24 protein-coding genes are annotated in these 23,947 nt (G+C 71.5%); 10 read left to right on the top strand and 14 right to left on the bottom strand.

The genetic code is table 11. The features are described 5' to 3' along the window. Window positions 1-34: 34 nt before the first annotated feature. The 5 genes from BJ964_RS12200 to pdxH are packed head-to-tail and all read right to left on the bottom strand — an operon-like array spanning window position 35 to window position 3,883. A complete protein-coding gene (locus BJ964_RS12200; protein ID WP_188120773.1) occupies window positions 35-331 on the bottom strand; it encodes a type II toxin-antitoxin system VapB family antitoxin in 297 nt (98 codons plus the stop codon). Between the two features lie 50 nt (window positions 332-381). Continuing rightward, window positions 382-999, bottom strand: coding sequence for a nitroreductase family protein (locus BJ964_RS12195; RefSeq protein ID WP_188120772.1), 618 nt, complete (start codon window positions 997-999; stop codon window positions 382-384). Window positions 1,000-1,012: 13 nt separating this feature from the next. Next, the gene (locus BJ964_RS12190; protein WP_188120771.1) at window positions 1,013-1,942 is read right to left on the bottom strand and encodes an aldose 1-epimerase family protein; all 930 of its coding nucleotides are present in this window, start codon (window positions 1,940-1,942) and stop codon (window positions 1,013-1,015) included. Window positions 1,943-1,952: 10 nt separating this feature from the next. Then, a complete protein-coding gene (locus BJ964_RS12185) occupies window positions 1,953-3,200 on the bottom strand; it encodes an MFS transporter (protein ID WP_188126915.1) in 1,248 nt (415 codons plus the stop codon). Window positions 3,201-3,229: 29 nt separating this feature from the next. After that, window positions 3,230-3,883: a pyridoxamine 5'-phosphate oxidase gene (gene pdxH, locus BJ964_RS12180; RefSeq protein WP_188120770.1), complete on the bottom strand. Its 654-nt coding sequence runs from the start codon at window positions 3,881-3,883 to the stop codon at window positions 3,230-3,232. Window positions 3,884-4,087: 204 nt separating this feature from the next. Between pdxH and BJ964_RS12175 the strand changes: the two genes are divergently transcribed. The 4 genes from BJ964_RS12175 to thpR all read left to right on the top strand — a co-directional run bounded on the left by BJ964_RS12175 (window position 4,088) and on the right by thpR (window position 8,048). Further along, on the top strand, window positions 4,088-5,194 hold the full coding sequence (locus BJ964_RS12175; RefSeq protein ID WP_188120769.1) for a citrate synthase 2: 1,107 nt from the start codon (window positions 4,088-4,090) through the stop codon (window positions 5,192-5,194). Window positions 5,195-5,196: 2 nt separating this feature from the next. Then, entirely contained in the window at window positions 5,197-6,315 is a 1,119-nt protein-coding gene (serC, locus tag BJ964_RS12170; RefSeq protein ID WP_188120768.1) for a phosphoserine transaminase, read from the top strand. 201 nt (window positions 6,316-6,516) lie between these two features. After that, window positions 6,517-7,569: a septation protein SepH gene (gene sepH / locus BJ964_RS12165; RefSeq protein ID WP_188120767.1), complete on the top strand. Its 1,053-nt coding sequence runs from the start codon at window positions 6,517-6,519 to the stop codon at window positions 7,567-7,569. Beyond that, window positions 7,518-8,048 (top strand): RNA 2',3'-cyclic phosphodiesterase, encoded by a 531-nt coding sequence (gene thpR / locus BJ964_RS12160; RefSeq protein WP_188126914.1) that lies wholly within the window; start codon window positions 7,518-7,520, stop codon window positions 8,046-8,048. Before sepH ends, thpR begins: the two co-directional genes overlap by 52 nt. A gap of 4 nt (window positions 8,049-8,052) precedes the next feature. Here thpR and BJ964_RS12155 read toward each other — a convergent pair whose 3' ends face one another. From BJ964_RS12155 to BJ964_RS12140, 4 genes are all read right to left on the bottom strand, one after another. Then, window positions 8,053-8,622, bottom strand: coding sequence for a hypothetical protein (locus tag BJ964_RS12155; RefSeq protein WP_188120766.1), 570 nt, complete (start codon window positions 8,620-8,622; stop codon window positions 8,053-8,055). Window positions 8,623-8,722: 100 nt separating this feature from the next. After that, the gene (locus BJ964_RS12150) at window positions 8,723-10,069 is read right to left on the bottom strand and encodes an MFS transporter (protein ID WP_188120765.1); all 1,347 of its coding nucleotides are present in this window, start codon (window positions 10,067-10,069) and stop codon (window positions 8,723-8,725) included. Window positions 10,070-10,140: 71 nt separating this feature from the next. Beyond that, window positions 10,141-10,575, bottom strand: coding sequence for a MarR family winged helix-turn-helix transcriptional regulator (locus BJ964_RS12145; protein WP_183225326.1), 435 nt, complete (start codon window positions 10,573-10,575; stop codon window positions 10,141-10,143). A gap of 116 nt (window positions 10,576-10,691) precedes the next feature. Next, window positions 10,692-12,143 (bottom strand): NCS2 family permease, encoded by a 1,452-nt coding sequence (locus tag BJ964_RS12140; protein ID WP_188120764.1) that lies wholly within the window; start codon window positions 12,141-12,143, stop codon window positions 10,692-10,694. 134 nt (window positions 12,144-12,277) lie between these two features. On the opposite strand from BJ964_RS12140, the gene BJ964_RS12135 reads away from it, so the two are divergent. After that, the gene (locus BJ964_RS12135) at window positions 12,278-12,583 is read left to right on the top strand and encodes a DUF2530 domain-containing protein (RefSeq protein WP_307838022.1); all 306 of its coding nucleotides are present in this window, start codon (window positions 12,278-12,280) and stop codon (window positions 12,581-12,583) included. Here BJ964_RS12135 and BJ964_RS12130 read toward each other — a convergent pair. Beyond that, the gene (locus BJ964_RS12130) at window positions 12,580-13,449 is read right to left on the bottom strand and encodes a DUF3027 domain-containing protein (RefSeq protein ID WP_223150145.1); all 870 of its coding nucleotides are present in this window, start codon (window positions 13,447-13,449) and stop codon (window positions 12,580-12,582) included. The genes BJ964_RS12135 and BJ964_RS12130 overlap by 4 nt on opposite strands. Window positions 13,450-13,494: 45 nt before the next feature. On the opposite strand from BJ964_RS12130, the gene BJ964_RS12125 reads away from it, so the two are divergent. The 4 genes from BJ964_RS12125 to BJ964_RS12110 all read left to right on the top strand — a co-directional run bounded on the left by BJ964_RS12125 (window position 13,495) and on the right by BJ964_RS12110 (window position 18,086). Further along, window positions 13,495-15,315, top strand: a complete 1,821-nt coding sequence (locus tag BJ964_RS12125) for an MFS transporter (RefSeq protein ID WP_407650802.1) — start codon at window positions 13,495-13,497, stop codon at window positions 15,313-15,315. After that, entirely contained in the window at window positions 15,312-15,944 is a 633-nt protein-coding gene (locus BJ964_RS12120) for a futalosine hydrolase (RefSeq protein ID WP_188120761.1), read from the top strand. The genes BJ964_RS12125 and BJ964_RS12120 overlap by 4 nt, the downstream gene beginning before the upstream one ends. A gap of 247 nt (window positions 15,945-16,191) precedes the next feature. Beyond that, complete coding sequence (locus BJ964_RS12115) at window positions 16,192-17,388, top strand: MFS transporter (RefSeq protein WP_188120760.1); 1,197 nt, start codon at window positions 16,192-16,194, stop codon at window positions 17,386-17,388. A 101-nt stretch (window positions 17,389-17,489) separates the two neighbouring features. After that, on the top strand, window positions 17,490-18,086 hold the full coding sequence (locus BJ964_RS12110) for a TetR/AcrR family transcriptional regulator (protein WP_183225332.1): 597 nt from the start codon (window positions 17,490-17,492) through the stop codon (window positions 18,084-18,086). Here BJ964_RS12110 and BJ964_RS12105 read toward each other — a convergent pair. Genes BJ964_RS12105 through BJ964_RS12095 form a run of 3 tightly spaced genes read right to left on the bottom strand, consistent with a single transcriptional unit; the run spans window position 18,071 to window position 22,619 of the window. Then, window positions 18,071-19,423: a GH1 family beta-glucosidase gene (locus BJ964_RS12105; RefSeq protein ID WP_188120759.1), complete on the bottom strand. Its 1,353-nt coding sequence runs from the start codon at window positions 19,421-19,423 to the stop codon at window positions 18,071-18,073. The two genes, BJ964_RS12110 and BJ964_RS12105, sit on opposite strands and share 16 nt — an antisense overlap. 11 nt (window positions 19,424-19,434) lie before the next feature. After that, on the bottom strand, window positions 19,435-20,610 hold the full coding sequence (locus tag BJ964_RS12100; RefSeq protein ID WP_203832533.1) for an MFS transporter: 1,176 nt from the start codon (window positions 20,608-20,610) through the stop codon (window positions 19,435-19,437). Continuing rightward, window positions 20,607-22,619: an amidohydrolase family protein gene (locus tag BJ964_RS12095; protein WP_188120758.1), complete on the bottom strand. Its 2,013-nt coding sequence runs from the start codon at window positions 22,617-22,619 to the stop codon at window positions 20,607-20,609. The genes BJ964_RS12100 and BJ964_RS12095 overlap by 4 nt, the downstream gene beginning before the upstream one ends. Window positions 22,620-22,743: 124 nt before the next feature. Between BJ964_RS12095 and BJ964_RS12090 the strand changes: the two genes are divergently transcribed. Beyond that, window positions 22,744-23,553: a 1,4-dihydroxy-6-naphthoate synthase gene (locus BJ964_RS12090; protein ID WP_188120757.1), complete on the top strand. Its 810-nt coding sequence runs from the start codon at window positions 22,744-22,746 to the stop codon at window positions 23,551-23,553. A 5-nt stretch (window positions 23,554-23,558) separates the two neighbouring features. Here the strand turns inward: BJ964_RS12090 and BJ964_RS12085 are convergent, their stop codons facing one another. Beyond that, a complete protein-coding gene (locus tag BJ964_RS12085) occupies window positions 23,559-23,945 on the bottom strand; it encodes a cold-shock protein (protein WP_188120756.1) in 387 nt (128 codons plus the stop codon). Window positions 23,946-23,947 lie beyond the last annotated feature (2 nt).

Below are 23,947 nucleotides of genomic sequence, written 5' to 3'. Positions count from 1 at the left end.
GGCGGGCGTCCAACATCGACAGGCCCGGATGCGATCAGACCTCCAGGACCAGCACCCGCGCGTGGATCTCCTTGCGCTGCTGCAGGGCCGCGCGCAGTGCGCGGTGCAGACCGTCCTCCAGGTAGAGGGCGCCCTGAAACTCCACGACATGGGGGAACAGATCGCCGTAGAAGGTGGAGTCCTCGGCGAGGAGTTTGTCCAGCGCCAGCTCGCGCTTGGTGGTGATGAGGTCGGCGAGCCAGACCTTGCGCGGCGGAATGTCCGCCCACTCCTTGAGTGTGGTCTGGTGATCGGGGTACGGGGCTCCGTCCCGGACCGCTTTGAAGATCACGGCGGCTGCCCTTTCCGTGAGAACCGTATGCCAGCGTAACCCCGGGCCGGTCAGACCTCGCCCGCCGAAGTCCACCGGCCATGATGCACCACGGAGTCCACCGGACGGTGCCCACGCCGCAGTGACGGTGACCTCTTGTCCCCGCCCCGGTAGCCGATCGTCAGTGCTCCGATCGGGCGGAACTCCGGCGGCACCCCGAACGCCTCCTTGAAGGCGTCCACCCGGCCGGCGGGCAGCCCGATGAAGCACGATCCGAGGTCCTCGTTGACCGCGGTGAGGTGCATGAGCAGGGCGGCGAACCCGGTGTCGATGTCCCAGAACGGCGCGGGCCAGCGTGACTCGTCACGATCCGTCCAGCCTTTGTCGGGCTGGGCGTAACGCTCCAGATAGGCCGATTTGTTGGACAGCGCCACGATGATCAGCGGCGCCGTCCGCATCCGGGCCAGCCAGCCCTCGGCCGGCCCTTCGGCCTCCGCGGTCGCCGCCCAGAACCGGTCGCGATCGGCCTGCCCGGTGAGAACCAGGAAACTCCAGCCCTGCGAGAAACCGGCCGACGGCGCCCGCAGCCCGTGCCGGACGATCTTGTCGACCAGCTCCGGCGGGACCGGACGGTCCGGGTCGTAACCGCGCACCATCCGCCGGCGGCGGACCACCTCGTCGAACTCCATCAGGCGAACTCCATCAGGCGACAGAGGGCCGGATGCCCCAGGAGGTCTCCCAGGTCGAGCCCGGCGAGAGGACGACCAGGTCACGGCCGGTCCGGAAGGCGTCCGGCGGGCAGGTCATCGGCTCCACCGCGACGGACCGGCGGAACCGCTCGCCGTGCAGGGTGTCGGCGGTGAAGACCTGCCAGTAGCGGTACTTCCCGTCGGCCCAGACCACGATGTCGCGGCCGGACGCCGGGTCGGACAGGGTGACCGCGGTGATCCCGTCGGGGCCGAAGTCGATGTCCCCGAAGGTGGTGTCCAGCACCAGGTCACCGATCCGGCGGGGCTCGCTGAAGTCGAACTCGGTCCCGGCGATCTTGGTGGCGCCGATCGGCAGCAGCCGGTTGTCCGCCAGGATCCGTGACCTGGCCGGCACCTGGAGCACGGTGTCCTCCACGGTCACGCCGGGCAGCCGCAGGTACGGGTGGACCGAGTACCCCCAGGGCGCGTTCGACTCCGAGGTGTTCACCACCTCCTGCACCGCCCGGAGCCCGTCGGACGACACCGACCAGCGGTTACGCAGGCGCAGCGACCACGGGTAGCCGACCTGGGCGGGCAGGTCGTACTCCAGCGTGACCGCGTCGGCGGTCTGCTCGACGGCGTGCCAGCGGGACCAGTTGACCAGCCCGTGGATGGCGTTGTGCCGGGCCGGCTCGGTGAGCGCGAGCTGGTACGACCGCCCCTCGAACTCGTACTTCCCGTCCCGGATCCGGTTGGGCCAGGGCGCCAGGATCTGCCCGGCCGAGCCTGGGGCGATCTCGTCCTCGCCGAAGCCGTCCAGCAGTTCGGCGCCGTCGACGGAGTACGCCCGCAGCGTGCCACCGATCTCGGTGACGACGGCGCGGTGTCCCGCCGCCTCGATCGACCACTGGATCCCGGACCTCGCGGCTGACTCTGCGCTCATACCCGCGACACTATCCGGCGTCCACCCGCTCCGGCTCGGACTGGTAGCGGATCAGCGCGGGCGAGGTACACGCGAGCACCACGGCCAGTCCGGCGGCGACGAACCCGCCGCCCACCCAGGACGTGCCGACGCCGGTCAGGTCGGCGGTGGCCCCGGCCCGCAGGTCACCGAGGCGGGGCCCACCGGCCACCACCACGGTGAACACGCCCTGGAGGCGGCCGCGCAGCCGGTCCGGCGCGAAGGTCTGCATGATCGTCTGCCGGTAGACCGCGCTGACCAGGTCGGCCGCGCCGGCCAGGGCGAGCATCAGCACGATCACCCACAGGTGGTCGGCCAGCCCGGAGAGGCCGATCGCCACGCCCCAGCCGACCACCGCGACCACCAGGGCCAGCCCCTGCCTGCGGATCCGGCTGATCCAGCCCGAGGTGAGCCCGCCGATCATCGCGCCGATCGCGATCGCGCTGTACAGCCAGCCGACCACCGAGCCGCCGCCGAACTGGACCGCGACCGCCGGGAAGAGAGCCCGGGGCATGGCGAACACCATGGCGATCAGGTCGATGGCGAAGGAGAGCAGCAGCACCGGCTGGGTGACCAGGAACCGCAGGCCGGCGAGGATGCCGCGGAGTCCGGCGCTGGGCTTCTCGTCGCCGTCACCGCGGGCCGCGGGCGGGATGCCCGGCAGCTTCCAGGTGGCCCAGAACGTGACGCTGAACAGCAGGGCGTCCAGCGCGTACGCCGCGGTCACGCCGGCGCCGGTGGACCAGATGCCCATGATCACGCCGGCCACGAGCGGACCGAGCACCCCGCCGGCCGTGGTGGCCGTGTAGTTGAGTGTGTTGGCGGCCGGGACCAGGCGTTCCGGGACGATCCGCGGCACGATCGCCTGCCGGGCCGGGGAGCTCGCCGCGAACCCGGCCGACTGCACCGCGGTGAGCGCCAGCAGCAGGTGCCCGCTGCGCACCCCGAGCAGCGCCTGGACCAGCAGCGCGAGCGTGCTGGCCCAGGTGATCACCGAGCTGCACAGCAGCAGCTTGCGGCGGTCCACCACGTCGGCCACCGCGCCGCCCCAGAGGCCGAAGATCAACAGCGGGACCAGCCCGGCCACGCCGAGCAGGCCCACCCAGGTGGGCGATCCGGTTATCGCGAACATCTGCACCGGTACGGCCACCGCGGTGAACTGGAAGCCGAAGTACGACGCGCCGTTGCCGATCCAGGTCCGCCGGAACGTGGGCACGCGCAACGGCCGCGTGTCGATCATCCAGGACCGCGGCCGCCGGGTCGCCTGCGTCAAGGCGCCAGCCTCTCCACCACCCAGCCCGGACCGGTCGCGCGGTAGCGGAGGCGATCGTGCAGCCGGCTGGTCCGGCCCTGCCAGAACTCCACGGCATCGGGCCGCACCCGCAGCCCGCCCCAGTGCGGCGGGGCCGGCACCGGCCCGGTCCCGAACCGCTCGGCCACCGCGGCCAGGCCATCGTCCAGCGCCTCCGGCCCGGGCAGCACCGTCGACTGCGGGCTGGCCCAGGCGCCGAGCTGGGAGCCGCGCGGCCGGGACGCGAAGTACTCCTCGGTCTCCGCGCGCGAGACCCGCTCGACCGGGCCGGTCACGATCACCTGGCGCTGCATCGGAAACCACGGGAAGACCAGGCTCGCGTACGGGTTGACGGCCGCCTCCCGCCCCTTGCGCGACTCGTAGTTGGTGAAGAAGACGAAACCGCGGTCGTCGTACCCCTTGAGGAGAACGGTCCGCGCCGAGGGACGCGCCCCGGCGTCCGCGGTGGCCACGATCATCGCGTTGGGTTCCGGCAGGCCGAAGGCCGTCGCGTCGGCGAACCAGAGCGCGAACTGCTCCGGCCAGGTGGCCGCCAGAACACTCTCGGTCAGCGGCGGCCACTCCCCGTAGTCACGGCGCATCCCGGCGGGTGACGGTGCTTCGGCGCCCATGCCGCTCCCTCGCTCTCGGCCCTTCCCCGGCGCAAACTACTGAGGTAACCCCGGGATGTGAAACGAACCGTAAATCCCCCACCGCGAATCGTCAGTTGAACCAGGATGGGTGTCATCCAGAGCACAATCGCGATGGGTCGACCATGCCGTTACCCGGCGGGCAAGATGAATGGCCCACCGCAGTTCGGTTCCACAGGGAGTGCCGTGACCGACTTCAAGCCGGGGCTCGAGGGCGTCATCGCGTTCGAGACCGAGATCGCCGAGCCCGACCGTGACGGCGGCGCCCTGCGGTACCGCGGCGTCGACATCGAGGACCTGATCGGGCAAGTCTCCTTCGGCAACGTCTGGGGCCTGCTGGTGGACGGCCGGTTCGGCCCGGGGCTGCCACCCGCCGAGCCGTTCCCGGTGCCGGTGCACTCCGGGGACATCCGGGTCGACGTGCAGTCCGCCGTCGCGATGCTGGCGCCCTACTGGGGCCTGTCCCAGATGCTCGACATCAGCGACGAGCAGGCCCGCCGCGACCTGGCCCGGGTGTCGGTGACCGCGCTGTCCTTCGTCGCCCAGGCGGCCCGCGGGCTGGGCCTGCCGGCCGTCCCGCAGAAGGACATCGACAAGGCCGAGACCATCGTGGAGCGGTTCATGCGCCGGTGGCGTGGCGAGCCGGACCCGCGGCACGTGAAGGCCGTCGACGCGTACTTCATCTCCTCCTGTGAGCACGGTCTCAACGCGTCCACCTTCACCACCCGGATCGTCGCGTCCACCGGCGCCGACGCGGCCGCCTGCATCTCCTCCGGGATCGGCGCGCTCTCCGGCCCGCTGCACGGCGGGGCGCCCACCCGGGTGCTGCACATGATCGAGGCGGTCGAGCGCAGCGGCGACGCGGTCGGCTATGTGAAGGACCGGCTGGACCGCGGCGAGCGGCTGATGGGCTTCGGCCACCGGGTCTACCGCGCCGAGGACCCGCGGGCCAAGGTGCTCCGCCGGATCGCGAAGGACCTGGGCGCCCCGCGCTTCGAGGTGGCCGAGGCACTGGAGCGGGCCGCCCTGGCCGAGCTGCACGAGCGCAAACCGGACCAGCACCTGTGGACGAACGTGGAGTTCTGGGCCGCCGTGGTGCTCGACTTCGCCGAGGTCCCGGCGCACATGTTCACCTCGATGTTCACGTGCGCCCGGGTGGCCGGGTGGAGCGCGCACATCCTGGAGCAGAAGAAGCTCGGGCGGATCCTGCGGCCGGGTCTCCACTATGTGGGACCGGACCCGCGGAAGCCGCAGGAGGTCGAGGGCTGGGATCAGCTCCCGCATAATGTGTGATCGTGGCTGACATCCGGATCCCCGACACGATCAAACCCGTAGACGGCCGTTTCGGCTCGGGCCCGAGCAAGGTCCGTCCCGAGGGTGTCGAGGCGCTCTCCGCGGTGTCCCGCACCTTCATGGGCACCTCGCACCGGCAGAGCACGGTGAAGGACCAGGTGGCCCGGCTGCGCCGCGGCCTGGCCGAGTTCTTCTCGATGCCCGACGGATACGAGGTGGTCCTGTCCAACGGCGGGACCAGCGCCTTCTGGGAGGTCGCCACCTTCGGCCTGGTCCGGGAGAAGGCCCAGTTCGCCGAATTCGGCGAGTTCGGCGCCAAGTTCGTGCAGGCGGTCACGGACGCGCCCTTCCTGGCCGAGCCGACCGTGCACCGGGCCCCCGGCGGCCAGGCGTCGTACCTGACCGCCGAAGCCGGCGCCGACGTCTACGCCACCGTGCAGAACGAGACGTCCACCGGTGTGGCCGTCCCGGTCCGCCGGGTCGAGGGCGCCGACCCGGGCGCGCTCCTGCTCACCGACGCCACCTCGGGCGGCGGCAGCCTCGACGTCGACGTCCGGGAGACCGACGTCTACTACCTGGCCCCGCAGAAGGCGCTCGGCTCGGACGGCGGGATCTGGCTGGCCCTGATGTCGCCGGCCGCGATCGAGCGGGCCTACGAGATCAAGGCGTCCGGGCGGTACGTTCCCCAGTTCCTGGACCTGGTGACCGCGATCGAGCAGTCCCGGCTGGAGCAGACCTACAACACTCCGGCGCTGGCCACCGTCTTCCTCGCCGCCGAGCAGGTCGACTGGATGAACGCGCAGGGCGGCCTGTCCTGGGCGGTCAAGCGCAGCGCGGAGAGCGCGGCGGCGATCTACGGCTGGGCCGACCGGTCGTCCTTCGCGCAGCCGTTCGTCACCGACCCGGCGCTGCGGTCGGCCGCGGTGGCCACCATCGACTTCGAGGGTGTGGACGCCGCGGCCATCGCGAAGGTGCTGCGCGCCAACGACGTGGTGGACACCGAGCCCTACCGCAAGCTGGGCCGCAACCAGCTCCGCGTTGCCCTCTACCCGACCGTCGACCCGTCCGACGTGACCGCTCTCACAGCCTGCATCGACTATGTGGCCGAACGTTTGAGTTAGTCGTATTGACGCCGCTCCAGGCGTACCGATAAAGGTTGACGGGAAGCTGGCGGCGAATAGCGATGATCATCTCCGCTGGTCAGCAGTTTGGCGGCGTGGCTTACCCCCATCGGGTGACCAAGGGGCGTACCGTGTTCCGAAACGCGCCCGGGTGAATGACTCTCGGGAGCACAGGCCAACGCGACGAGACGGAGGCAACGCATGCGGCCGGTACGCTTCGTCGCCATCTCTGAAGACGGACAGGCTCTCGTGCTCGCCGACGAGGTCGGGCGCCTGCTGGCTCTCCCCATCGACGAGCGGGTGTCCGGAGTCCTCACCGAGGGTCCCGCGGCTCCCGGCACGGCCGTGGCGGTCCTGTCCGGCGAGTCGGCGCCCTCGCTGTCCCCGCGTGACATCCAGGCCCGCATCCGGTCCGGCGAGTCCGCGGACGATGTGGCCCGCATCGCCGGTGTCCCGGTCGACCGGGTCCTGCGCTATGCCGGCCCGGTGTTGCAGGAGCGGGCCATGCTGGCCCAGCACGCTCGCCGGACCAGGCTGAAGACGTCCGACTCCGGTCAGCCACTGTCCGAGGTGGTCGACAGCCGTCTCGCGCAGCACGGCATCGACACCGAGAAGATCTCGTGGGACGCGTTCCGCCGCGACGACGGCACCTGGCGCATCGTCGCCACCTGGCCGTCCGGCAAGGCCACCGCCCAGGCCATCTGGGATCTGGACAAGGGCCGTCAGGTGGTGTCGCCGCACGACGACATGGCTCAATATCTGTGCGCCGAGCGCCCGACCCAGATCCTCGGCCAGGAGCCCGCTCCCGAGCGCGGCGGCCACGGTCTGCCGGGTCCCACCCGGAGCACCGAGCCGAGCCGTGGCGGTCACGGCCTGCCCAGCGCCGACCCGGCGCCGTCCCGTGTCGGCCGTGACCCGATCCGGGCCGGCCGTGACGCGCTGCTGGCCTCGCTCGACCGGCCGCTCGAGGGCTCGTCCGGCCGCGGCCTGGAGCCGGCTCCCCGCCGCCCGGTCGCCGGGGGCGCCGCGGCGCTGATGGGCGGTGGTTCGGGTTCCGCCTTCGACGACGACGCCGACCTGCCGAAGGAGGTGCCGGCCGTGCCGTCCCTGGCGGTGCTGCGCCCGCGCCGCACGGTGGGTCAGAGCACGTCGGCCAGCACCGAGTCGGAGGAGAGCAACAAGCCGCGCAAGCGTCTCCCGAGCTGGGACGACGTGTTGTTCGGCGGTGGCCCGGCGGCCCGCGAGTCGTCCTGACCGGCCCGCGCCTCTTCGTCGCCGTCTTCCCGTCCGAGGAGGCCCGCGACCATCTGCGCCGTCACCTGCCGGCGCATGCCGCCCGCAGTCCGGACAAGTGGCATGTCACCCTGGCGTTCCTCGGCGACGTGCCGGAGGAGCCGGTCGTCGAGGCTCTGGCCACGGTTCCCGGGCCCGGCCCGGTGCGTCTGCACCTGGCCGGCAGCGGGCGGTTCGGCTCGGTGCTCTGGGCCGGTCTGCTCGGTGATCTGGAGCCGTTGACGGCCTTCCGCGAACGGGTCCGGGTCGCGCTGACCGAGGCCGGGTTCCCGATCGACGGGCGGCCGTTCCACCCCCATCTGACGATCTCCTACCGGTTCGACCGCCGTGTCGTGGCGGCGCTCGCCGACTACGCCGGACCGTCCTGGGAGGTCGACGAGTTCTCCCTGGTCAGCAGCGCGGACGGCGAATATCACCGGCTCTGGGCCGGCCCGCTCTGACTCCTCAGGCGGACGGGCCGGTCTCCCGGCGCAGGATCAGGCCGGCCGCCTCCAGGGTGGCCTCCACGCGGAGCCGCTCCAGATCCAGGTCCGAGCCGGTCAGCGACTGTAGACGCTCCGGGACACCCAGGCAGCGGCACGCCATCCGCAGGTACGTGTCGTAGGCCAGCATGACGGCGTTGTACAGCGCCTCCGACTGCGCCACGAGCCCGCTGCGCCGCTGCTGGTCGAGACGGCGCAGCTCGTACGCGATCCGTTCGATCGGCGGCGGCCGCAGCGCGGCCAGGCGGGACGGGTCCCAGTTCTTCATCCCGCGGTCGAGGCGCCGCAGCGAGGCGCGTTCGTGGCGGCCTCGCGGGCCCCGTTCGACCTGGCGGCGGGAGGACCGGCGGGCCGAGTGGCGTTGGGCGGCGCGGTCGCGGCCGTTACGGGCGCGCAGTTCGCGGCGGCCCCGGCGGGTGAGCAGATGGCGCAGGTCGGACGCCTGGCCGCTGAGCATGATGGAGGCGGCGCACGGCAGGATCAGCAGCGCCGAAAGCGCCGCCGAAAGCACAGCGAGGTGCGCGATCGCCACGGTTAGACGCTAGGCCCTGTCCGGCCAGGCCGGAATACCCGTTTGGTGGACGGGTGTGCCGACCTTGCGGGATCCCGGAGAAATCCGGGATCTCCGGCCGTCAGACGTTCACGCCGGAACCGGAGTGCGCGAGCGGTTCGGCGTGCGCGCAGGACGTGCTCCGCGGCCGCGGCACCACCGGGGTGACGGCCAGCCGGATCCGCCGGCTCGGCCGCTTCTCGATCCGCAGCCGCTCGCCGCTGGCCCGCAGCTGCCAGGCCAGCGCGCCCAGCGCGGCCACGAAGCTGACCAGACCGGCCGCCCAGATGCTCGACGGCACCCCGAAACGCTCGCCCCACCAGCCGGAGAGCGTCGCCCCGATCGGTGTGCTGCCGAGGAAGACCAGCACGTACAGGGCCATGACCCGGCCCCGGAACGCCGGGTCGACGCCCATCTGCACCCGGTGGTTCGCTCCCTGGGCCAGGTAGATCGAGAAGAAGCCGGTGGGGACCAGCAGCAGCGCCGCGACCGCGAAGTTGGGCGCGAACCCGACCGCGAACTCGAACACCCCGAAGAACAGCGCCGCGCCGATCACCTTGTAGACGCCGGGACGGGTCCGGCGGCGGGTGCCGGCCAGCGCGCCGCCCAGCGAGCCGACGGCCAGACATGTGGTGAGCAGGCCGAACGACGACGGGCCGGCGTTGAACTCGATCTTCGCGAGGGCGGCCAGCGTGACCGGGAAGTTGAAGCCGATCATGCCGATCACGGCCATCATGCCGATCGGCAGCAGCAGGTCGTGCCGCTTGCCGACGTAGCGCAGACCGTCGATCACCCGGGCGCCGTCACCGGCCCGGCGGTCGGCGCCGTGCAGCTCGGCGGGGCGCATCCGCAGGTAGGTGAAGACCGGCGCGACCGCCAGCGCCGTCGAGATCAGGAACACCCCGGGCGTGGAGAGCACCGCGAGCAGCACGCCGGCCAGGGCCGGGCCGCTGATCCGGGCGATGTTGAAGGTGGCCGCGGAGAGCGCCAGCGCATTCGGCAGCAGCCGCAGCTCGACCAGCTCGGAGACGAACGCCTGCCGCACCGGGGTCTCCACCGCGTTCGCGATGCCGAGGAACAGCGCGGACACGAACACGTGCCACAGCTCGACCACCCCGGCCGCGACCAGCACCGCGAAGAGGATCGCGAAGGCCGCGAAGGCGGCGTTCGCCGCGATCAGCAGCTTGCGCTTGTCGTACCGGTCGGCCAGGCGGCCACTCCAGAGGGTCAGGAGCATCACCGGTACGAACTGAAGCGCCGTGACCATGCCCAGTGCCCCGGGTGAGTCGCCGGAGAGCTCGAGTACCAGCCAGTCCTGGGCGGTGAACATCATCCACACCCCGACCAGCTTCACCAGCTGCCCGCCGGCGAACAGTCGGTAGTTCGGAACCCGAAGGGATAGGAATGTGGTGTTCAGGGCTGCCCGCACGCGGTATGCGCCTCCTCGGTCGTACGCGTCATCGCCTGTGATGAAGCGAGCGACCTCGGAAGGGCCGGGGGTCAGCCCCGGGCGACCCGCTGCAGGATCTCCGCAGCGTGCGCCAGGGTGTCCCGTTCCTCGGGAGTGAGCCGGTCCAGCTGGACGGCGAGCCACTCGTTACGGGCCCGCTCGTGCAGTGCGTAAACCGCCCGGCCCTCGTCCGTGGCGGCCAGGATCACCTGGCGCCCGTCGGTCGGGTGCGGCGTACGCGCGACGAGCCCGCGCTCCTCCAGCTTCCCCACGATCTTCGTCATCGTCGGGGGCTGGACGCGTTCCACGTCGGCGAGCTCACGCGGAGTCAGCGCGCCGGCCAGCTGGAGGCTGGTCAGCGCGGACAGCTGACTGAACGTCAGGTCACCCACGGGGCGGGCCTGCCGGACCCGCCGGCTGAACCGGATGATCGCATCCCGCAGCGTCTTGGCCAGCGATTCCGCTGTCGTGCGCTCCGTCGTCATCACCCGCTCCATCACGGTCCTTAGCCTAGCTAATGAGCATGGCTAACGACATCCGATTATCCGTATGACAGCCGTCACCGGGCACGCTAGCGCACCCGGTTGACGGCCGAGAATCCTCAGAGGATCCAGGACTCCAACGGACCCCTGGCGAAGTACAGGACGAACAGGGCGGCGATGCCGTACATCATCGGATGGATCTCCCGGACCTTGCCGGTGGCCGCCTTCAGGATGACGTAGCTGATCACCCCGGCCCCGATGCCGTTGGAGATCGAGTAGGTGAACGGCATCAGCGTGATGGTGAGGAACGCCGGCAACGCGATGGTGTAGTCCGACCAGTCGATCTGCCGGACCGCGGTCATCATCAGGAAGCCGACCACCACGAGCGCGGTCGACGCCGCCTCGAACGGCACCACCTTCACCAGCGGCGCGAAGAACATCGCCACCAGGAAGAGCACACCGGTGACCACGCTGGCCAGACCGGTCCGGGCGCCCTCACCGACACCGGACGCGCTCTCCACGTACGACGTGTTGCTCGACACGCTGGCCGCGCCACCGGCCGCGGCGGCGATCGAGTCGACGAGCAGGATCTCGGTGGACCGCGGCGGCATGCCGTCGGCGTCGAGCAGCCCGCCCTCCTGGCCGACCGCGACCATCGTGCCCATGGTGTCGAAGAAGTCCGTCACCAGCAGCGTGAAGACGAACATCAGCACGACCAGCGGACCGGCCGTCGACCACGAGTCGAGCACGTTGAACTGCCCGATCAGCGACAGGTCGGGAGTGTCGATGATCTGCCCGGGCAGCGCCGGCACGTTCAGCGACCAGCCGCCCGCCTTGACCACGGCCGGGCCGAGACCGGCGATCGCCTCCACGATGATCGAGATGACCGTGGTGCTCAGGATGCCGATCAGGATCGCGCCCTTGACCTTGCGGACGAACAGCACCAGCGTGATCATCAGGCCGACCACGAAGACGAACGTGGGCCAGGTCACCAGCGTGCCGCCGAGGCCCAGCTCGACCGGGACGGTGGTGTTGGCGGCGTCCGGCACCCGGTGCACGAACCCGGCGTCGACCAGGCCGATGATCATCAGGAACAGGCCGATGCCCACGCCGATCGCGGTCTTCAGCTGCGTCGGCACCGCCTTGAACACCGCGGTACGCAGCCCGGTCAGCACCAGGATCGCGATCAGCACACCCTCGATGACCACCAGGCCCATCGCGTCGGCCCAGGTCATCTCGGGTGCGATCTCGTACGCCACCAGGGCGTTCACACCGAGGCCGGCGGCCAGCGCCAGCGGGAACCGGGCGACCACGCCCATCAGGATGGTCATCACGCCGGCGACCAGGGCCGTACCGGCCGCGAGAGCGGCGATCGGCAGCTTGGCGCCGGTCTCGTCCGCGCCACCGGCCAGGATCAGCGGGTTCAGCACCACGATGTAGGCCATCGTGAAGAACGTGACGAAACCGCCACGCACTTCGCGGCTCATCGTCGAGCCGCGCTTGGATATCTCGAAGAACCGGTCGAGGGCCTTCTTGGCCGTGCCGGTACCCGGTTCGCTATCTACAGACATGGGACCTTCCGAAAGGCAGCGCATGAACGAACGCGCGCATGCTTTCAGATGCAACTACCTCGGTAAAAGCCGTGCGATGTTACAACTCTCACGCGTTGCGCCGATGCGATCCGTAATGGCCGTACCCTGGCGGAGTGAGTGACCTGTCTCCCGCCACGCACGCCGGCGACCCGCTGCCGGCTCTCACCGTGGTGACCGGGACGAAACCACGGCCCGCGCCACTCGATCCCCCGATGGTCCCGTTCGCGCTGGCCGGCGTCGCCGCCTTCGCCGTCGCGACGTTGATCACATGGCTCACCGATGCGCCCGGCCTGTGGTTCCAGACCTGCCTGGCCGGACTGCTGTGGGGCATCCCGGGCACGCTGACCATGGTCGTGCACGACCGGAACAGACGGCGCCGCCGGGCGCTGACGCACCCGGAGTTCACCGTCGACGCCTAGCTGTGGCCGTAATCCTCGGCCGGCTCGCCGGACTCCACCGAGCCGTGCCCGCGGCTGACCGCCACGGCCTCCACCTCGCTGTCGTCGTAGACCGTGGGCAGCTCGTCGACCGGCTGCTCGGCCGTGCTGAGCAGCGCCTCCGAGTGGGCGCCGCAGCCGTGGTCGGCGCTGACCGCCCGGCCGTCGTCCGGCGCGTACAGATTGCCGCAGACGCCGAACATCTGCCGCATCGTCCCGGCGAGCGGAAGGTAGAAGCCGCAGGTGCCGCAGCGGGCGTTGCGCGGGGCGGCCGCGGAGATCGGCGCCTCCGGGCCGGCGTCGCCGTCATACCACCGCTGGGCGGTCTCCATCCGGCCGTCCTTGGACATCACCCGGGACCGGCCGAGGCCCAGCTCCCAGGAGACGTCCTCGACGGCCGCGTCGTCGCTGAGCACATAGCCCGGGGTGAGCCGGTCGTCGTCGGGCGCGGTCGGCATCAGGTCGCCGACACCCAGGTCGCCTGGCTGCACCCGCTCGTTCCACGGCACCCAGCCGGGGGCGAGCAGCGCGTCCGGGCCGGGCAGCAGCACCGTCTCGCAGACCGTGACGTGCCGGCTGCGCGGGACGCGGGTCACCGTCACGGCCCAACGCCAGCCCTGGTAACCGGCCAGATGGCTCTCGAAGAAATGGGTTACGACCCGATCGGCCTCGGCGACGACTTCGAGATGCTCGCCGATGTCAGTGGGATCCACTTCGGTGATGGCACCACGGGCCACCCCGACAGCATCGGCACAGACCTGGTCGAGTCGGGCGGCGCGGGTGGTGGTCCTGGAGGTCACCCGCCCATTGTTGCCTACCGAACCCGGGTCCCCGCAACGACTCCCCAGATAGACCGGCGCGGAACAGGACGCGGGTCGCCCGCATCAGTCAGGATGGTTCCCATGCCGCTGCTTCCCACTCTCGGACGCACCGTCGGCACCGGCATCAAGGCCGCCCGCCTGCTGGTGCGCGGCTCGGTGCGCGGCGGCGCCTGGGCCACCCGTCGCGTCGGCTCGGCCCGTGCCCGCGGAGCCGCCAACGAGATCGGCATGATCCGGCTCTTCGACCTGCACGCCGTCTCGTGCGCGGGCGACGCCCTCATCGCGATCGGCCTGGCCGGCACCATCTTCAGCGTCCCGCTCGGCGAGGCACGCAGCAAGGTGGGGCTCTACCTGCTCATCACGATGGTCCCGTTCGCGCTGCTCGCGCCGATCGTCGGCCCGCTGCTCGACCACTTCCGGCACGGCCGCCGGTACGCATTGGCAGCCACCTTCCTGGGCCGCGCCTTCCTGGCCTACGTGATGTCCGACAACCTGCTCGAGTGGGGTCTCTATCCGGCGGCCTTCGGGGTGCTCGCGCTCTCCCGGGCGTACGGGGTGGCCCGCTCCGCCGCCGTGCCACGCCTGCTGCCGGAAGGTGTCGGGCTGTCCCAGGTGGGCGCGCGGGCCAGCGTCTACGGCACCTTCGCGGGCATCCTGGTGGCGCCGATCGGCCTGCTCGCCTTCAAGTTCGGGCCACAGTGGCCGCTGCGGGTCGCCACCCTGATCTTCCTCATCGGCATGGTCGTGTCGCTCCGCCTGCCGCCCCGCGCCGATTCCGACCCGCCGGAGGAGTTGCCCCGTGCCTGGCACACCGTGCTGCGCATGGGCCGCGGCGGGGACCGCCCGCTCTCCGGCCCCCTGGTCGTCGCCACCCTGATCGGCAGCAGCAGCCTGCGCCTGCTCTACGGCTTCCTGCTGCTCTTCCTCACCTTCGCGATCATGGGCGGCCAGCTGACCACCTCGATGCTCGGCGTGGAGCTCTCTCGCGGCGCCGCGGTCGGCCTGGTCGGCGCCGCCCTGGCGATCGGCACCTTCGTCTCCACGGCGGCCGGCACCGGCCTGCGCATCCGGCGGCCCCTGGCCCTCCAGTCCAGCGGCCTGATCGTCACGGCCGGTGTGGCGGTGCTCACCGCGATCTTCTACAACCTCGCGATGGTCACGCTGCTGGCGCTGCTCACCGCGATCTTCAGCGGCATCGCCAAGCTGGCCGTGGACGCCAGCATCCAGGAACGGGTCCCGGAACGGCAGCGGGCCACCGCCTTCGCCCACTCGGAGACCGCGCTCATGCTGGCCTGGGTGGCCGGCGGCGGCCTCGGCATCATCCCGTTCGACGGCCGCCTGGGCATCGGCTTCGCCGCCCTGCTCGCCGTCCTGGCCGCGGCCCGGGCCGCCTGGTCGGCCGCCCGCCTGCACAACGAACGCCTCGCGGGCCGCCCCGACGCCCTCCCCCTGGACCCGGACACCGACCCCACCGATCCCGACGCCCTCTGGACCTCGACCGCCGTCGACACGGCACCGGCGAACGGGTCGCGCCCCGGCGGTGACCCGGCCCGCCGCACCACCCCGAAGTCGCCGCGCGTGACCGGCCCGACCTCCCGGACCCGCAAGGTCGCGGCCACCACACCCGCCCCTCGCCGCCCGGCCGACTCCGGCCCCGGCGACACCGAGCGGCTCCATCCCCCGTCGACCGGCCGCCGCTGGTGGGGAGGCAGACGCAAGAACACCGCGACCGAGCCGGCCCGCCCCGCCGCACGCACCGAGAACCGCGACTGGGACGACGACCTCACCGGCGGGCCCACCACCCGGAACCCGGCGGCACCCCCCGGCTTCCACGTCTACCGGCCGTCCTCCGCCACACCCGGCACCAGCAACGACGACGGCGAGGACCTGTGACCGCGTACCCCCTCCTGATCGTGACCGCGGTGGCCGCCGAGGCCGATGCCTTCCGCACCCACCTCGACCCGGACCGTGCCGTGGTCGAAGCCGTAGGCGTCGGGCCGGCCGCGGCCGCCGCCGGAACCGCCCGCCTGCTCGCCACCGGCCATTACCGCGCGGTGCTCAGCGCCGGCATCGGCGGCGGTTTCCCCGGCCGGGCCCCGGTCGGCAGCCTGGTGATCGCGACCCACAGCATCGCCGCCGACCTGGGCGCCGAATCCCCCGGCGGCTTCCTCCCGATCGAGGAGCTCGGCTTCGGCAGCAGCGTCCTCGACGCCGATCCGACCCTGGTCAAGGCTTTGCGAACCGCCCTGCCCGAGGCGATCCCCGGCGAGATCCTCACCCTCGCCACGGTCACCGGCACGACGGAGACCGCCGACCGCCTGGCCACCCGCTTTCCCCTCGCCGCGGCGGAGGCGATGGAGGGGTACGGCGTGGCCGTCGCCGCATCCGGAGCCGGCCTGCCCTTCGCCGAACTCCGCGCCGTCTCCAACCCGATCGGCCCCCGCGACCGCGCCGCCTGGCGCCTGGCCGACGCTTTCGCCGCCCTCCGGGCCGCCACCCCGGCCCTCAACGCACTTCTTTGATCAAAACCCTCCCCGGTACGCCGAAGCCCGCCCTGCCCGCACCCCGGGGCGACGCGGGCCGTACCGGGGAAGTGCGGTGGTTTGTGGGCAAGTGACCTGGTCGTGGGCTTCCCGAATTCTGATCATGAGGGCAAGCCGAGTGGATCTTTTACATCGAGGCTGTTGCCGTCGGCGGTCGTGGGCGGCATGCTGCGCTGAACAAAGGATGTGACCGGGACCACCGCCGCCGACACCGAAGCGAGGATCGATGAACGACGTCAGCGGCGCCGCCATGTCGGCGGGAGCCCGGGCCCGGTTGATCGGCGCCGGATATGCCGCGCAGGGGCTCGGTTACGCGACGGTGGTGACGGCGCTGCCGGAGTTCAAGGACCGGCAGGGCATCGACGACACCTTCGTCTCGGCGATCCTGCTGCTGGTGTGCGTCGCGGCGGCGGGCGGCTCGGTGCTGGCCGACCGGATCGCCGCCCGGTGGGGCAGCCGGTACGCGCTCGCCTCCGGCCTCCTGATCGTCGGTCTGGGCCTGGCCGGGACCACCTTCCGGTCACCGAACGCGGTGTTCGCGGCCATCCTGCTCGCCTACGGTGTGGGACTGGGCGCGGTGGACGCCTCGCTGAGCATGCAGGGTGTGCTGGTGCAGGCCCGCCTCGGGCGCAGTGTGATGAGCCGGCTCTTCGCCGCCTACACGGCCGCGGCCATCGCGGCGGCACTGCTCATGTCGGCGGTGCTGGCGGGCGGCGTGGGGGCGGCCGTGGCGGTGGCGGTGGCGGCGCTGTTCGCGATCGTCGTGGGGCTGGTGGGCTGGCGGCTGTTCGAGCCGGGGCGCACGCTTCGGTCCGCGGTCGCGCATGCCGGGGGCGGTAACGGCGTACGCAGAATCGTCGTGGTCTGCGGGATGTTGATCTTCACGGCCTTCCTGGTGGACTCGGCGGTCAGCACGTGGAGTTCGGTCTACCTGAAGGACTCGCTGGCCGCGGCCGCCTCGGTGGCGCCGCTCGGTTACGCCGCCTACCAGGGTGCGGTGCTGGTCAGCCGCCTGGTGGCCGACCACATGACGCCGCGGGCCGGCCGGGTGCCGCTCGCGATCGGTTCCCTGGTGGTGTGCGGCGTGGGCTGCGGTCTGGTGGTCGCGCTGCCGGCGGTGGGCGCTGCGGTGACCGGGTTCGCGATCGCCGGCATCGGGGTCGGCGTGCTGGTGCCGCTGGCCTTCAGCGCGGCCGGTGAGGCGGCTCTGGCCAGCAGTGACGAGGTGATCGCGAAGGTGAACCTGTTCAACTACGGCGGCGCGCTGGGCGGGGCGGTGCTGATCGGGGCGCTGTCCGAGCCGATCGGGTTGCGCTGGGCGTTCCTGATCCCGGTGGTGGCGGTGATCGCGACCCTGCCGCTGGCCCGGCGTCTGGCAAACCTGACGGTGACCGCGCCGACGGTGGACAAGGCGCCGGCCTGACAGTGACCGCGCCGACGGTGGACAAAGACGGTGACCGCGCCGACGGTGGACAAAGACCGCCGGACCGGCGGTGGGCGCCGGCGGAGGCATAAGCTGTCGCCGTGCCGAAGCTGGTGGACCACGACCTGAGACGGGCGGAGCTGCTGGCGGCGGCGTGGCGTGTGGTCCGGGCACGCGGCGTCGAGGGCACCACCACCCGGGCGATCGCCGACGAGGCCGGTTGCTCGCTCAGCGTGCTGGCGCACTTCCTGGGCGGCAAGGACGACATCCTGGTGGCCGCGCAGCGGGCGGTCTACGACCGGATCGTGGAGCGCGCCTTCCGGATCGGTGGTGACCTGTTCGGGCTGGACGCGTTGCGCGCGGCCCTGGAGGCGGTGCTGCCGATCGACGAGGAGCGGGCCGCCGACGCGCATGTGAACGTGGCCTTCGCCGGGGCGGCGCTGTCGCATCCACGGCTGGCCGAGTCACGCCGTGCCTCGCACCGGGAGATCCGCGGCCACCTGCGGACCTGCCTGCGGGAGGCACGCGAGTTGGGCGAGCTGCGCGCGGGGGTCGACGACGAGGCCGTGATCGACGACTTCATCATCCTGGTGGAGGGCAGCACCCTGCTCAGCCTGGTGGACGGCTGGGCGGAGGAGGGACGCGCCGAACGGCTGTCCCGCCTCGCCACCACCTTCACCGATCAGTTGCGCGGCTGAGCCGCGATCAGATCCCGGTACCAGAACCAAGAATCCTTTTTCGTACGCTCAAGCGTCGAAAAATCAACGTAAATGAGCCCGAAGCGCTCGTCATACCCCGCGGCCCACTCGAAGTTGTCGATCGCCGACCAGACGTAGTAGCCGTCCACCCGTACCCCGGCGGTGATCGCGTCCGAGACCGCACGCAGGTGCGCGTCCAGGTAGGAGATGCGCCGCTCGTCGTGGACCCGCCCGTCCGGCCCGGGTGGCGAGTCGTGGAACGACGCCCCGTTCTCCGTGATGATCACCGGAGGCAGGTCCGGGTACCGGTCGCGCAGCGTCACGAGGATGTCGGTGAGCCCGGCCGGCACGACGGCCCAGCCGAAGTCGGTCCGCTCGTCGCTCTTGACCGGCACCGGCGAGAACGGCATGTCCGCCGGAATGTCCACTTCGAGCACCCCGGAGTAGTCCTTCCCGGCTTTCGGCGCCTCGATCATCGTGGGCTCGTAGTAGTTGACCCCGTAGAAGTCGAGCCGCGCCTTGATCAGTTCGAGGTCCCGGTCGAGTTGGGCCTCCGGCACCCCGACCCCGGCCCGGATCAGCTCGTCCGGGTAGTCGCCGAGCAGGATCGGATCGGAGAAGGTCCAGTTGGTGAGCGCCGAGAAGATCGCCGCCGCCTCGACGTCGGCCGGGTCGTCGCTGGCGGCCGTGACCGGGAAGTGCTGCTGCGCCACCCCGACGGACCCGGCCCCGTGGGTACGCAGGACCTGCACCGCCAGCCCGTGCGCGAGCAGCTGGTGGTGTGCCGCCGGCAGGGCGCCCAGTCCGAGTCCGCGGGCCGGGGCGTGGTCGGCGAGCGCGTACCCGTACAGGGTGTGCACGTTCATCTCGTTCATGGTGATCCAGTCCCGGACCCGGTCGCCGAGGCGCAGCACGAGGGCGCTGGCGTGGTCGGCGAGCCGGTGCGCGGTGTCCCGGTTCATCCAGCCGCCGGCGTCCTCGAACTCCTGCGGCAGGTCCCAGTGGTAGAGCGTGGGCACCGGGCGGACCCCGGAGGCGAGCAGCCTGTCCACGAGCCGGTCGTAGAAGTCGAGGTCACCGGCGAGCACCCGGGGCCAGGAGAACGAGAACCGGTAGTCGTGCACGCCGGCCTCGGCGATCAGGTCGACGTCCGAGGCGTACCGGTGGTAGTGGTCGCTCGCCACCCGGGCGTCCTGGCCGTGCCGGACGGCTCCGGGGCGGGCGGTGAAGGTGTCCCAGATGCTCGGGCCCTTGCCGCCCGCGTCGGCCGCGCCCTCGATCTGGAACGCCGAGGTGGACATGCCGAACCGGAAGCCGGGTGGGAACTGGGGGTACACGGTGGATCCTTTCAGCGCAACGCCCGCAGGCGGGGCAGGAGGGCCAGCGCGGCCAGCGCGATGGCGGCGGTGAGCAGGTAGAGGGTGGGGTAGCCGCCGAGCCCGGTGACGATCGGCGCGGCCAGCACCGGGGCGAGCAGCTGCGGCAGGGTTCCGGCAACGTTGGCGACACCGAGCATGGTGGCGCGGGTCTCCGCGTCCGGCAGGACGTGGGTCATGACCGCCATGTCGACCGCGATGTAGGCGCCCCAGCCGACCCCGACCAGCACCGACGCCCCGATGACCACCGGCACGACGGGGACGAGGGCCATCAGCGCGGTGCCGAGGGCGAGCAGGACCGCCCCGGTCGCCACGAAGACCTTGCGCCGTTCCCAGCGGTCGGACAGCACGCCCCCGGCGAATCCGGCGACGCCCGCGAAGAGCACGTTGACGACGGTCACGATGAGCACCCAGGTGGCCGCGTCGCCGACGCGCACCCGGTCCGACAGGTAGTAGAGCAGGTAGACCAGGACCAGGGCGTTGACCAGGTTGAGCAGGAACCGGATCAGCCAGGCCCAGGCGAACTGCCCGCCCGGCCACGCCCAGTGGATCCGCTCGCGGGCGGAGACCACCGGTACGTCCCGGTAGACGAGCAGCAGCGCCCCGCCGAGCGCCGGGACCGCGATCGCCACCGCGACGTAGCCCCACGATCCGGCGCCGACGGCGACCGCGATGGCGGTGCCGAGCACCACGCCGACGATCTGGGCCACCCCGAAGAGGGCGCCGACCGTGCCGCGCTGGTTCTCCGGCACCCGGTCGCCGATCATCGCGGCCAGCGCGGCGAGCGGCCCGTTCAGCCCCACCTGGACGAGGATCCAGCCGGTGGCCATGGTGCCGGTGGTGTCCGCGCCGGAGAGCACGAGCAGTCCGGCGACCCCGGTGACGGTTCCGGCCAGGAAGATCGGCCGACGGGCCCGCAGCCGGTCGGAGAGGATCCCCCACAGCGGGTTGGCGACCATGGAGGCCGCCGCTCCCCAGGCCGTGACCAGGGCGAGCAGCGCCTCCTTGCCGTCGTCACCGGCGAGGCGGGCGGCCTGTTCGGGCAGCAGGATCTGGATCGGCCCGAACCAGCCGGCCGCGATCCCGATCATGGCCAGTGCGTAGGCCGTCATCCAGCGACGGTCGACGCGCGCCTCGACAAGGGTCACGCACGTGCCCCTTCCCACATCACCGTGTACGCCTCGGCGCCGCTCAGCAGTTGCGACCGGAGCAGCGGCCCGTCGGATCCGGCCTGGTTGATCAGGTCGGTGACCCAGTCGGCGTAGAGGCCGTACTGGGCGACGCCGTCGGTGTTCAGGTCGAAGGTGCGGGAGCCGTAGACCTGCCGGGTGACGGTGGTGCCGTTGACCGCGGTGAACGGGTAGGTGAGCGGGCTGGACCCGGCGTTCAGGCGGGGGGCGGCCTGCGTGCCCAGCCCGTTCACGTCGGTGCCCACGCCGTACCCGGTGATCTTCGATCCGTTGGCGAGGGCCCGATAGGCGAGCCATTGGTCGAGGAAGGTGCCGGTGCCCTGGCCGTCCTCGGTGGCCGAGAACGCGTAGCCGGCCACGAAACCGCCGACCCCGAGAAGCCGGTTGACCATGGAGGGGTCGGACCAGCTGTGCACCGAGGTGACGCCCGGGTAGCCGGCCCGCTCGGCGAGATCGAGGACCGCCGACGCGGTCTTCACCCCCATGTGGTCGATGTGGATGATCATGCCGCGGGCCATCATCGCTTCGACGAGGTACGTGCCGAGCTCGGTCAGGCCGCGGGTGTTGCAGATCTTCCCGCTCGGGTAGACCGGCAGGATCGTCCCGGCCGGCAGGCCGACCCCGAGTGCCAGCAGCTCGGCGATGTCGTCGCTGACCAGCGGCTGCTCGTTGTCGGACGGCCCGGTGCAGCTGGTCGCCTGCCACCAGTGCCCGGTGGAGATCAGGTTGCCGACGTTGACGGCCGCGCCGGTGACGCCGGAGTCGAAGCGGGTGCCGCCGAACGCGTTGTCGAACTTGTGCACCGGGTAGAAGCCGCTGACGCCCATGCTCTCCAGCTCGTCGAGCCCGGCGTCGATGTCGGCCGTGGTGCACTGCGGCACGCCCTTGATCTCCCGGCAGCCGAAGATCTCCGAGTTCTCCACGCCGATGGTGACCGCGAGCTTGCCCTGCGCGGCGATCTGCCGGACCTGCTCCGGGGTGGTGGCCAGCCGGAACCAGCCCTTGCCCGGGCCGCCGCTGCGGGCGTCCACGTAGTCCTGCATCTTCCGCAGATAGGTGGACTGCGCCCGGATCTGGTCCATCTCGTCGCAGGAGGTGTGCTCCGCGGTCAGCCCGCAGATCACCCGGTTGGCCACCAGCAGCACGTTGAGCACCCGCTGGCCGGACTGCCAGGCCCGTTCCAGGCTGCGGAAGTAGGACGCCTCGTGCAGCATCGTGTCGTGCTGCGGCCAGTCGCCGAAGGTGGGCCAGCCGTCCTCGGCCGAGCTGATCGGGTCGGTGCCCGCGATGATGGCCTCCAGCAGGGCGCCCCAGCCGAGGGTGGCGTGCGAGGCGCAGCCCTTCAGCGCGACCTGGGCGCCGCCGGAGGCGTAGGCGTCCCCGCAGTGCAGCGACCCGCCGAACGCCTCGGCCGCCGTGATGTGGGCGTGCGCGTCGATCCAGCCGACCAGCCGGCCCTGCGCGTCGACGCCGGCGGCCGGGGTGCCGCTCACGCCGGTGGCGATGTCCGGGATCGCGGCGCACCCGGTGGCCGGGGTGAGCGTGAAGGTGGAGCCGCCGGCGCCGAGGCCGCCGAGGTAGTTGCCCATCTGCTGCCCGGTGGCCGTGGACACCAGCCGGTACTGGCCGTCGGCGGCGCTGACCGTCCAGTCGGCGCGGTCGCCGTACTCGGAGCCGGCCCAGACCCAGCCGAGGACGCTCTGATAGATCGAGGCGCCGGTCGAGTCACGCACCTGGTAGCGGCCGAGCTGGGTGGCCTCGAAGCGGAACTTCTCGGCGCTCGACGCGGTGCCGGTGAACCCGTACCCGACGCTGTCCTTGAAGACGTACCTGTTCGAGGTCTTGAGGGTGACGCACGCACCCTCCAGATCGTTCGCGGGTGTCCAGCTCTCGGCTGCGTGGGCGGGCGCGGGCAGCCCACCGATGAGGCCGAGCACCAGGACACCCGCCACCAGCGAACGAGTCACGCGGCACCCCCTTGGTAGATCATTTGATCCGACAAGGCGGAGTGTAAGAACGGTCACACCTTCGGGGCCAGAGGGAGACGTGAATATTTTTCTCTGGAGACAGATGAGAGCTAGCGTGGTGGGCGTGGCGCTCTCCCTGGCGGTCTCCCCGTGCCCCAACGACACCTTCGTGTTCCACGCGCTGATCCACGGGCTGGTGCCCGGCGCCCCGCCGGTGGATCTGACCTTCGCCGACGTCGACGTCACCAACACGGCCGCCCTCGACGGCGCCTTCGACCTGGTCAAGGTCAGTTACGCGGCGCTGCCCTGGCTGCTCGGCGACTATGAGCTGCTGCCCTGCGGGGGCGCGCTCGGGCGCGGCTGCGGCCCGCTGGTGCTGACCCGGGACCGCGCCGACCTCAACGGCGCGACCGTGGCGGTGCCCGGTGACCGCACCACGGCGTATTTGCTGTTCCGCCTCTGGGCCGCCGAGCAGCGGCCGGCCCGGATCGAGGTCGTCCCGTTCCACGAGATCATGCCGGGGGTTGCCGAGGGCCGCTTCGACGCCGGCCTGGTGATCCACGAGGCCCGGTTCACCTATCCGAGGTACGGGCTGTCCGCCCTGGTCGACCTCGGCGAGTGGTGGGAGAGCGACACCGGCCTGCCGATCCCGCTCGGCGCCATCCTCGCCAAGCGCGGCACGGTCGACCCGGCCGCCGCCACCGGGTGGATCCGCGAGTCGCTGCGGCACGGCTGGCGTGACCCGGCCGCCAGCCAGGACTTCGTCCTCGCCAACGCGCAGGAGATGGAGCCGACCGTGGTGAAACAGCACATCGAGCTCTACGTCAACGAATTCACCCTGGAACTGGGCGAAGACGGACTCGCCGCCGCCGACGCCCTCCTCGGGCGCGCGGCGGCGGCGGGTCTGACGCCTGCGGTGCCGTCTTTCCGGTAACGAACCTAGATCTCGAACTCGCTGGCGACCGCGTGCACCAGCTGCGCGATCTTCAGCGAGGTTTTCTTGTCGGGGTAACGCCCACGCTGCAACGACGGCTGCACCGTGCTCTCCAGCACCTTGATCATGTCTTCGATCATGCTGGCCAGCTCGTCCGCCGGGCGGCGGCGCAGCTCGGCCAGGGAGGGCGGCGCGTCCAGCAGCTTCACACCGAGGGCCTGCGCGCCCTTGCGGCTGTCGACGACGCCGAACTCGATCCGCTGTCCCGTCTTCAGCTCGGTGACCCCCGCCGGCAGCGATCCCTTGGGCAGGAAAACGTCACCACCCTCGTCACTGGTGACGAAACCGAATCCCTTCGTCGCGTCGTACCACTTCACTCGACCCGTGGGCACCG

This window comes from Actinoplanes lobatus, assembly GCF_014205215.1.
GTDB lineage: Bacteria > Actinomycetota > Actinomycetes > Mycobacteriales > Micromonosporaceae > Actinoplanes > Actinoplanes lobatus.
This window is presented reverse-complemented; position numbering and strand designations above follow the sequence as displayed.